This is a genomic window from Streptomyces bambusae (genome assembly GCF_019400985.1).
GTDB classification, from domain to species: Bacteria; Actinomycetota; Actinomycetes; order Streptomycetales; family Streptomycetaceae; genus Streptomyces; species Streptomyces bambusae_A.
Genome location: NZ_WTFF01000305.1, coordinates 1 through 8850, shown reverse-complemented (window position 1 = coordinate 8850; position 8850 = coordinate 1). Strand labels below are relative to the sequence as shown.

6 protein-coding genes are annotated in these 8850 nt (G+C 72.7%); 5 read left to right on the top strand and 1 reads right to left on the bottom strand.

Annotated features, from left to right (window positions below; all coding sequences use genetic code 11):
- Window positions 1-318: 318 nt before the first annotated feature.
- Window positions 319-1098 carry a serine protease gene (locus tag GPJ59_RS29415; RefSeq protein WP_308120552.1) on the top strand — a complete coding sequence of 260 codons (780 nt, stop codon included), beginning with the start codon at window positions 319-321 and terminating at the stop codon, window positions 1096-1098.
- A gap of 248 nt (window positions 1099-1346) precedes the next feature.
- Window positions 1347-1670 (top strand): chorismate mutase, encoded by a 324-nt coding sequence (locus GPJ59_RS29410; RefSeq protein WP_219670851.1) that lies wholly within the window; start codon window positions 1347-1349, stop codon window positions 1668-1670.
- 30 nt (window positions 1671-1700) lie between these two features.
- Here GPJ59_RS29410 and GPJ59_RS29405 read toward each other — a convergent pair whose 3' ends face one another.
- A complete protein-coding gene (locus tag GPJ59_RS29405) occupies window positions 1701-4091 on the bottom strand; it encodes an MMPL family transporter (protein WP_258025103.1) in 2391 nt (796 codons plus the stop codon).
- Window positions 4092-4267: 176 nt separating this feature from the next.
- On the opposite strand from GPJ59_RS29405, the gene GPJ59_RS29400 reads away from it, so the two are divergent.
- The 3 genes from GPJ59_RS29400 (at window position 4268) to pepN (ending at window position 8699) form a co-directional block, all read left to right on the top strand.
- On the top strand, window positions 4268-5440 hold the full coding sequence (locus tag GPJ59_RS29400; RefSeq protein WP_219670843.1) for a sensor histidine kinase: 1173 nt from the start codon (window positions 4268-4270) through the stop codon (window positions 5438-5440).
- The gene (locus GPJ59_RS29395; protein ID WP_219670842.1) at window positions 5415-6077 is read left to right on the top strand and encodes a response regulator; all 663 of its coding nucleotides are present in this window, start codon (window positions 5415-5417) and stop codon (window positions 6075-6077) included. The genes GPJ59_RS29400 and GPJ59_RS29395 overlap by 26 nt, the downstream gene beginning before the upstream one ends.
- Before the next feature lie 114 nt (window positions 6078-6191).
- Window positions 6192-8699, top strand: coding sequence for an aminopeptidase N (gene pepN / locus GPJ59_RS29390; protein WP_219670840.1), 2508 nt, complete (start codon window positions 6192-6194; stop codon window positions 8697-8699).
- Window positions 8700-8850: the final 151 nt, after the last annotated feature.

Genomic DNA, 8850 nt, shown 5'->3' with positions numbered 1-8850 from the left:
TCTCAACTGCTGTGAAGTATATAGTGCACATAAGACTGCCGCACACCACTCTGTCCCAACGGAGAACGGTGGCCCGTAGCGCCGGTGGCAGACAAGAGACGGCGCGACCCTCCCTCCGCCGCCCCCGGTGGGCCCCCCCCGACCCCGGCCCCGCCGAGCCCCGCCCCGCGCAGCGGGGCCCCGGTTTCCCGCCCGCACCGGAACATTGGCTGGAAACGCTGCCTTGGCGGGCACCTCCCCCCGGGTATGACATGGACGCGTCATTCACCCGATGGCGCACGCACAGCCAGACCCCCCACGAAAGGCAGTGTGTCAACCGTGTCGAACTCCGTCACCCGGTTACTCAAGCGCACCCTCGCCGCCGGCGCCGTGGCCCTCGCGGCCCTCAGCCTCCAGCCCGCCTCGGCCGGCGCCGCCCCGAACCCCGTCGTCGGCGGCACCCGCGCCGCCCAGGGAGAGTTCCCCTGGATGGTCCGGCTCTCCATGGGCTGCGGCGGCGCCCTCTACACCCAGCAGATCGTGCTGACCGCCGCCCACTGCGTCTCCGGCAGCGGCAACAACACCTCCATCACCGCCACCGCCGGCGTCGTCGACCTCCGCAGCTCCAAGGCCATCAAGGTCCGCTCCACCAAGGTCCTCCAGGCCCCCGGCTACAACGGCTCCGGCAAGGACTGGGCCCTGATCAAGCTCGCCCAGCCGATCAACCTGCCGACCCTGAAGATCGCCGACACCACCGAGTACAACAACGGCACCTTCACCGTCGCCGGCTGGGGCGCCAACCGCGAGGGCGGCTCCCAGCAGCGCTACCTGCTGAAGGCCACCGTCCCGTTCGTCTCCGACGCGGACTGCCAGGCCGCGTACGGCAACGACCTCATCCCCGGCGAGGAGATCTGCGCCGGCATCCTCGGCACCGGCGGCGTCGACACCTGCCAGGGCGACTCCGGCGGTCCGATGTTCCGCCGCGACAACGCCGGCGCCTGGATCCAGGTCGGCATCGTCAGCTGGGGCATAGGCTGCGCCCGCCCCGAGTACCCCGGCGTCTACACCGAGGTCTCCACCTTCGCCGACCAGATCAAGAACGCGGCCGCCACCCTCTGAACCACCTGCATCACCCGAACCACCTGCACCACCCGAGCCACCCGGCGAGCCCGGCGGCGGTAGCCGCCCACGCCCGCCCCGGGCCCCGCCCGCCCGTCAGCCCCCGCCCTTCCGGCCAGGTCCGAACCGGCCGGACGGGCGGGGGCGCGGGCGCGGCGAGGGCGGCCCGCCGGCACCTCGCCCCCGCCGTCTCACCTGGTGACACACGCCCGGGAACCGGCCCCCCGCGCCACGTAAGCTCGGGGACCATGAACACCAGCGAGATCGACCAGTACGTCTACGCCGAGCTCGCCCGCCTGCGGGAGAGCATCGACAACATCGACGCGGCCGTGGTCCACATGCTGGCGGAACGCTTCAAGTGCACCCAGCAGGTCGGCCACCTCAAGGCCCGCCACCAGCTCCCCCCGGCCGATCCCGCCCGCGAGGCCAGCCAGATCGCCCGCCTGCGCCAGCTCGCCGAGAACGCCAACCTCGACCCGGCCTTCGCCGAGAAGCTCCTGAACTTCATCATCGCCGAGGTCATCCGCCACCACGAGACCATCGCCGCCGGCGAGGAGGACGACGAGGACTAAGGCCGGACCAAGGCGCGTATCGAGTCGTGATCAATCTCCGGGACGTGCCTTCGTGGCACGGTCCGGTCCGATGGACGGTCCTACCTGACGCGAGTGCAACTGACCGTTCTGGACTGGGAGTTCATCGAGCCGTACCTGCTCTGTGGATTCCGCGTCGGTGTCATCGGTGTCATCGGTGTCGTCGGTGCCGACCGGGCCGCGGGGAAGCATCCGGTCCAGCCACTTCGGCAGCCACCAGTTGGTCCGGCCGAGGAGTGTCATGGTCGCCGGTACCAGCACCATGCGTACGACCGTGGCGTCGATGAAGATCGCGGTGGCCAGGCCGAGCCCGAACATTTTGGCGGAGGGGTCCTCGGCGACGGCGAAGGACAGGAAGACCGCCACCATGATGAGGGCGGCCGAGGTGATGATCCGGGCGGTGCCCGAGACGCCCTCGACGATCGCCGTGCCGTTGTCGCCGGTGCGCAGGTACTCCTCGCGTACGCGGGACAGGAGGAACACCTCGTAGTCCATCGACAGGCCGAACAGGATGGCGAAGAGGAACATCGGGATGAACGACACGATCGGAACCGTCGCTTCCAGCCCGATGAGCGCGCCTCCCCAGCCCCACTGGAAGACCGCGACCATGATGCCGTAGGCCGCGCCGATGCTCAGCAGATTCAGCACTACCGCCTTGAGCGGTACGAGTACCGAGCGGAAGACCAGCATCAGCAGCAGGAACGACATCGCCAGCACGGCGGCGACGAACACCGGCAGGCGCTGGCTGGTGCGTCGGCCCACATCGGACAGGCTCGCGGCGGCGCCGCCGACGTGGGCCCTGGCCGGGCCGTGCCCGATCGCCGTGGGCAGCACGTCGGTGCGCAGCCGGGCGATGGTGTCGGCCGTGGCCTTGTCCTGAGGGCCGGTGGCCGGGAACACCACGAGGGTCGCGATGCCGGTGCCCTGATCGATGTGCGTCGGCGCGACCGACGCGATGCCCGGATCCGCCGCGACCGCCCCGACGAGCCGGTCCAGCACTCCCGGATCACCGGCGGGGTCCGCGGCGATGACGAGGGGACCGTTGGTGCCCGGGCCGAACCCCTCGGCGACGAGGTCGTACGCGCGGCGCTCGGTCCGGCTCTGAGGCAGTGAGCCGTCGTCGGGCAGGCCGACGCGCAGGCCGAGCACGGGCAGCGTCGCCGTCAGCAGCAGCCCCGCCGCGCCGACCGCGTACAACACCGGGTGCCGGCTGACGTGCCCGATCCAGCGCCGCCAACCGGCGGCGGGAGCGGCGCCCGCCACCCTGTCCCGCCGCCGTGCGAGTCGGCCCGGCTTCCCGGTCCGCAGAGCCCGGCCGATCCCGCCGATCCCGCCGATCCTGCCGATCCGGCCGGCCCGCCCCAGACGCGGGCCCGCCGCGCCGAGGAAGGCCGGCAGCAGCGTCACCGACGCGAGCACCATCGTCAGGACGACGATCGAGACGGCAACCCCGCCCACCGTCATGAACGGCACGTTCGCGACCGCCAGGCCGAGGATCGACACGACGACGGTGCCGCCGGCGAAGACCACCGGCCGCCCCGCCGTGGCCACCGCTCGTCCGGCCGCCGCCTGCGGATCGAGCCCGCGCGCAAGGTACTCCCGGTGCCTGGCGAGCACGAACAGCGCGTAGTCGATGCCCACTCCGAGCCCGACCATGCTGCCCAGGACCGGCGCGAAGGCGGGGACGTCCGTCACCCCCGCCAGTACCGTCATCGTGGCGACCCCGACGGTCAGCCCGAAGACCGCCATGCCGATCGGCAGCGCGGCGGCGACGAGCGAACCGAACGCCAGGAACAGGATCGCGGCCGCGGCGAGGAGGCCGATCAACTCGCTCACGCCGCCGTCGGGGTCGGAGAAGGCGTAGAAGAGGTTCCCGCCCATCTCGACGCGCAGCGGCAGCTCGGCGCGCAGCCGGTCGCCGAGACCGACGAGGGCGTCGAGGTCTTCGGCCGACAGCCGGCTCTGGTCGGGGTACTGCACCCGGACCACCGCGATCCGCCCGTCGGCCGAGACGAGGCCGCCGCGCACGGCGGCGTCCCGGCCCGCGTCGAGCGCCCCCGCCGGGTCGCTCGTGCCGAGCACGTGCGGCAGCCGCTTCACCTCGGTCTGCAGCCGCGTGAGAGCGGTGCGCGCGCCGGCGTGGTCGAAGAACGTCGCAGCGCCGTCGAGGGGGGTGACGACCACCTGGGCGGTCATCCCCTCCTGGCCGGTGCCGGCCCGCTCGATCAGTTCCGCGGCCCGCTGGGAGTCCAGCCCCGGAGCGGTCATCGAGTCCGCGGTCCGCCCGCCGAAGGCGATCGCGGCGAGGACGGCAAGCGTGGCGGCGACCAGCCATGCCGCGATCACCCGCCAGGGATGGCGGGCAGCGCCCCCGCCCAGGCGCAACAGGGCTTTCGAGAGCATCGGGTCCTCCAACCACCTCGTCGGCCGTCCTTGTGCGGCCGCCGATACTTCAGGCTCGTCGCCACCGCGCTCCACGGCATCGGCCCGCGGGCCGCGGATCCGTCGGCCCCTGGGCCGAGTGACGACCCGTACTTTCGGCCGATGCGCGGCACGCCACGGTCCCTAGGCTGAGAACCGTGCTCCGAGACGACCTGCGAACCCTGTGGAACGAACCCCGGCCGCCCGCCGCACCCGCCCGGGTGTGGCGGGACTGGGCGCTGCTCGCCGCGGGCCTGGCCGGTGTGGCACTGGAGGCCACGCTGCGCGAGAACGTCGTGTGGCGACCGGTGGCGGCGGTGTTGGCGGTATGGCTGTGCCTGCTGCCCCTGTGGCGCCGGACCCGCCCGCTGGCGATGGTCACGCTGGCGTTCGGCTCGGTGATCCTGCTTCCGGTGGCCTCGCTCGTCGCCGCACCGGGCGAGCCCGTCGGCCTGTACACCGGCACGGTCGTGCTCGTGCTGGTGTACGCGCTGCCCCGGTGGGGATCGGGACGCGAGATCGTGCTGGGCAGCGCGGTGATCGTCGCGGTCGGCGCGCTGTGTGTCGTCACGGACGCGACCCCGGTCGTCGAAAAGGTCGTGGGCTTCGTCTTCCTGCTGCTGCCGGGCGTGGTCGGGGCCGCCGTACGGTTCCGTGCGACCGCTCACGAGCGGCAGTTGGACCAGGTACGCTCCCGCGAGCGCGAGCAGCTCGCTCGGGAACTGCACGACACGGTGGCCCACCACGTGTCGGCCATGGTGATCATCGCCCAGGCGGGCCGGGTGCTCGCGGGCACCGACCCGGCCGCCGCCGTCGGGGCGCTGGAGGGGGTCGAGGAGGAAGGGGCGCGCACGCTGGAGGAAATGCGCGCCATGGTCGCCGCGCTGCGCGACCGCGGGGTCGGCGCCGAGCTGGCGCCCCCTGCCGGCGTCGCGGATCTGGAGCGCCTGGTGCGCACCCCCGGTGGTCGCCTCAGGGTCGACCTGGAGCTCGACGGCGAACTGGACGCACTGCCCCCGGCCGTGGACGCGGCCGTCTACCGCATCGTGCAGGAGTCGGTGACCAACGCACTGCGCCATGCGGTCGACGCGACCGAGCTCGTCGTCCGGGTCACCGCGGAACGGCACACGGTACGGGTGAGCGTACGCGACAACGGCCGGCGCACCGGCCGGGGTCGCGACGGATACGGACTTACCGGACTGCGCGAGCGCGCGACGCTGCTCGGCGGCACACTACGAGCCGGCCCGGGTACCGACCGGGGCTGGCATGTCGACGCCGAACTGCCGGGAGCGAGGAGCGAGAGCGGTGTCCATTCGCGTCCTCGTCGCTGACGACCAGACCATCATCCGCACCGGGCTGCGGATCATACTGAACGCCCAGCCCGGCATCGAGGTGGTCGGCGAGGCCGCCGACGGGCGGGAAGCGGTACGTCTGGCCCGCGAACTACGCCCCGACGTCTGCCTGTTCGACATCCGCATGCCCGTGCTCGACGGGCTCGAGGCCACCCGGCTGCTCGCCGGCCCGGGCGTCACCGACCCGCTGGTCGTGGTCGTCATCACCACGTTCGACCTCGACGAGTACGTCTACGGCTCACTACGTGCCGGCGCCCGCGGATTCCTCCTCAAGGACACGGGACCGGACCTTCTGGCGCAGGCCGTACGGTCGGCGTCCGACGGCGAGGCGCTCATCGCGCCCAGCGTCACCGTCCGTCTGCTCCAGGCATTCGCGGACCTGCCCGCCGGCCGGCCCGTGGCCCAGCCGGTCTCCCCCGTCACCGCCCGCGAGGAGCAGGTGCTCCTCGCCGTCGCCCGCGGACTGACCAACACCGAGATCGCCGATGCACTGCACATCAGCCTCAGCACGGTGAAGACGCATCTGGCCAGCCTGATGGCGAAACTCGGCGCCCGCAACCGGGTCGAGATCGCGATGTGGGCCTACGAAACGCGCCGTATCCTCCCCGGAACCTGAGCCGGGTGCCGGGGCCAGGCCAAGGCCCAGGCCAAGGCCCCGAGGCAAGCGCCCGAGCCAGGGACCGGGGGAGGGGACTGGGGCTCGCGCGCCCGTTCAGGCAGCATGGGCCCTATGTCCGCACTGACGCGCAACGAAGCGCAGACCCGAGCCGCCCTCCTCGACGTCCACCACTACGACGTGGCCCTGGACCTCACCGGCGGCGACGACACGTTCGACTCCACCACCGTGATCCGCTTCAGCGCCCTCGCCACGGGCGACACCTTCGTGGAGCTCAAACCGGACGAACTGCACTCCGTCAGCCTGGACGGCACCCCCCTCGACCCGGCCGCCCTCGACGACAACCGCCTCCCGCTCCCCGGCCTCACCGAAGGCAGCCACGAGCTGCGCGTCCAGGCCCGCATGCGCTACTCCCGCACCGGCGAGGGCCTGCACCGCTTCACCGACCCCGCCGACGGCGAGACGTACGTCTACACCCAGATGTTCATGGACGACGTCCAGCGCGTCTTCGCCGCCTTCGACCAGCCCGACCTCAAGGCCGTCTTCGCCTTCACCGTCACCGCCCCCGCCCACTGGACGGTCCTCGCCAACGGCATCACCGAGCGCACCGGCGACCGCGACACGGACGGCGCCGGCATCTGGCGCTCCGCCCCCACCCCCGTGATCTCCACCTACCTCGCCGCCGTCGCCGCCGGCCCCTGGCACTCCGTACGCACCGAGCACGCCGGCCTGCCCTTCGGCATCCACTGCCGGCAGTCCCTCGCCCCCCACCTCGACGCCGACGCCGACGAAATCCTCCGCGTCACCACGGACTGCTACGACCGCTACCACGAGAAGTTCACCGAGCCCTACCCCTTCGACTCCTACGACCAGGCCTTCGTCCCCGAGTTCAACGCCGGCGCCATGGAGAACCCCGGCCTGGTCACCTTCCGCGACGAATTCGTCTTCCGCTCCGCCGTCACCGACACCGAACGCATGCGCCGCGCCATGGTCATCGCCCACGAGATGGCCCACATGTGGTTCGGCGACCTCGTCACCCTGCGCTGGTGGGACGACATCTGGCTCAACGAGTCCTTCGCCGAGTACATGGGTTACCAGACCGCCGCCGAAGCCACCCGCTTCACCGACACCTGGACCGAGTTCGGCGTCACCCGCAAGGCCTGGGGATACGACGCCGACCAGCGCCCCTCCACCCACCCCGTCGCCCCGGACCCCGACGGCGTGCCCGACACTGCCTCCGCCCTCCTCAACTTCGACGGCATCTCCTACGCCAAGGGCGCCTCCGCCCTGCGCCAGCTCGTCGCCTGGCTCGGCGAGAAGGACTTCCTCGCGGGCATCAACACCCACTTCGCCCGCCACAGGTTCGCCAACGCCTCCCTCGCCGACTTCGTCGACTCCCTGGCCAGCGGCACCGACCGCGACGTCCACGCCTGGGCCGACATCTGGCTGCGCACCACCGGCACCGACACCCTCACCCCCGAGATCCAGGAGGGCCCCGGCGGCTGGTCCCTGGCCGTACGCCGCGACGGCAGCCGCCCGCACCGCATCGCCGTCGCCACCTACGACCACACCCCCGGCGAGGACCGCGCGCTCGAACTGCGCGACCGCCTCGACCTCGACGTCCCCACCGACGAGATCATCTCCGGCGCCGGCCGCCGCCCCGCCCTCGTCCTCCTCAACGACGGCGACCTCACCTACGCCAAGGTCCGCCTCGACGAGGAATCCCTGGAGACCGCCCTGCGCCGGATCTCCGGCGTCCCCGAGCCCCTCACCCGCGCCATCCTGTGGAACTCCCTGCGCGACATGGTCCGCGACGGCGAACTCGCACCCGCCGCCTACCTGGAGACCGTCCACACCCACCTGAGCGAGGAGACCGACCTCGCCATCGTCCAGGGCGTCCTCGGCTTCGCCCGCGGCCAGCTCGCCGACCAGTTCGTCGCCGCCGGAGAACGGGCCGGCGCACTGCGCCTGATCACCTCCACCTGCCGCGACATCATCCGGCGCACCGAGGACGGGCACGCCCCCGGCCTGCGGCTGGCCGCCGTACGCGTCTTCATCGACAGCGCCACCCAGCCCGACACCCTCGCCGCCTGGCTCGCCGACGGCACCGTCGCCGGCGGCCCGGAACTCGACCCCGAGCTGCGCTGGCGCATCCTCGGCCGGCTCGCCGTCCTCGGCGCGATCGGCGAGGCGGAGATCTCCCAGGCCCTCGCCGACGACCCCAGCGCCACCGGCGAGGAAGGCGCCGCCCGCTGCCGGGCCGCCCTCCCCGACGCCGAGGCCAAGGCCGCGGCCTGGGCCCGCCTCTTCGAGGACGACACCCTCTCCAACTACCTCTTCACCGCCACCGCCCAGGGCTTCTGGCAGCCCGAACAGGCCGACCTCGTCCGCGAGTACGTCACCCGCTACTACGCCGACGCCGTCGCCCTCGGCGCCCGCCGCGGCCCGGCCATCGGCGAAGCGGCCGGCCGCTGGGCCTTCCCGGTCCACGCGGTCGACGAGGACAACCTGCGGGCGGGCCGCGCCTGCCTGGAGAACCCCGACATCATCCCCCTCCTGCGCCGCAAGCTGACCGACCAGCTGGACGACCTCGCCCGAGCCCACCGCGTCCGCAACCCCTGACCCGGACCGGCCCCCGCCCCGGACCTGATCCGGCGCGGGGGCCGGGCCCACCACTCCCTGGCGGGCTCCTGCGGGAACGGCCCGGCGCGCGCCCGGCCGCCGGTCACACCAGCGGCCGACAGCCGCCCGCGCGCCCCGGCCGCCCCCGCCC

Coding starts and splice junctions, on each gene's coding strand:
- GPJ59_RS29410 (WP_219670851.1), top strand. CDS start 1,347: ATGAACACCAGCGAGATCGACCAGTACGTCTACGCCGAGCTCGCCCGC.
- pepN (WP_219670840.1), top strand. CDS start 6,192: ATGTCCGCACTGACGCGCAACGAAGCGCAGACCCGAGCCGCCCTCCTC.
- GPJ59_RS29405 (WP_258025103.1), bottom strand. CDS start 4,091: ATGCTCTCGAAAGCCCTGTTGCGCCTGGGCGGGGGCGCTGCCCGCCAT.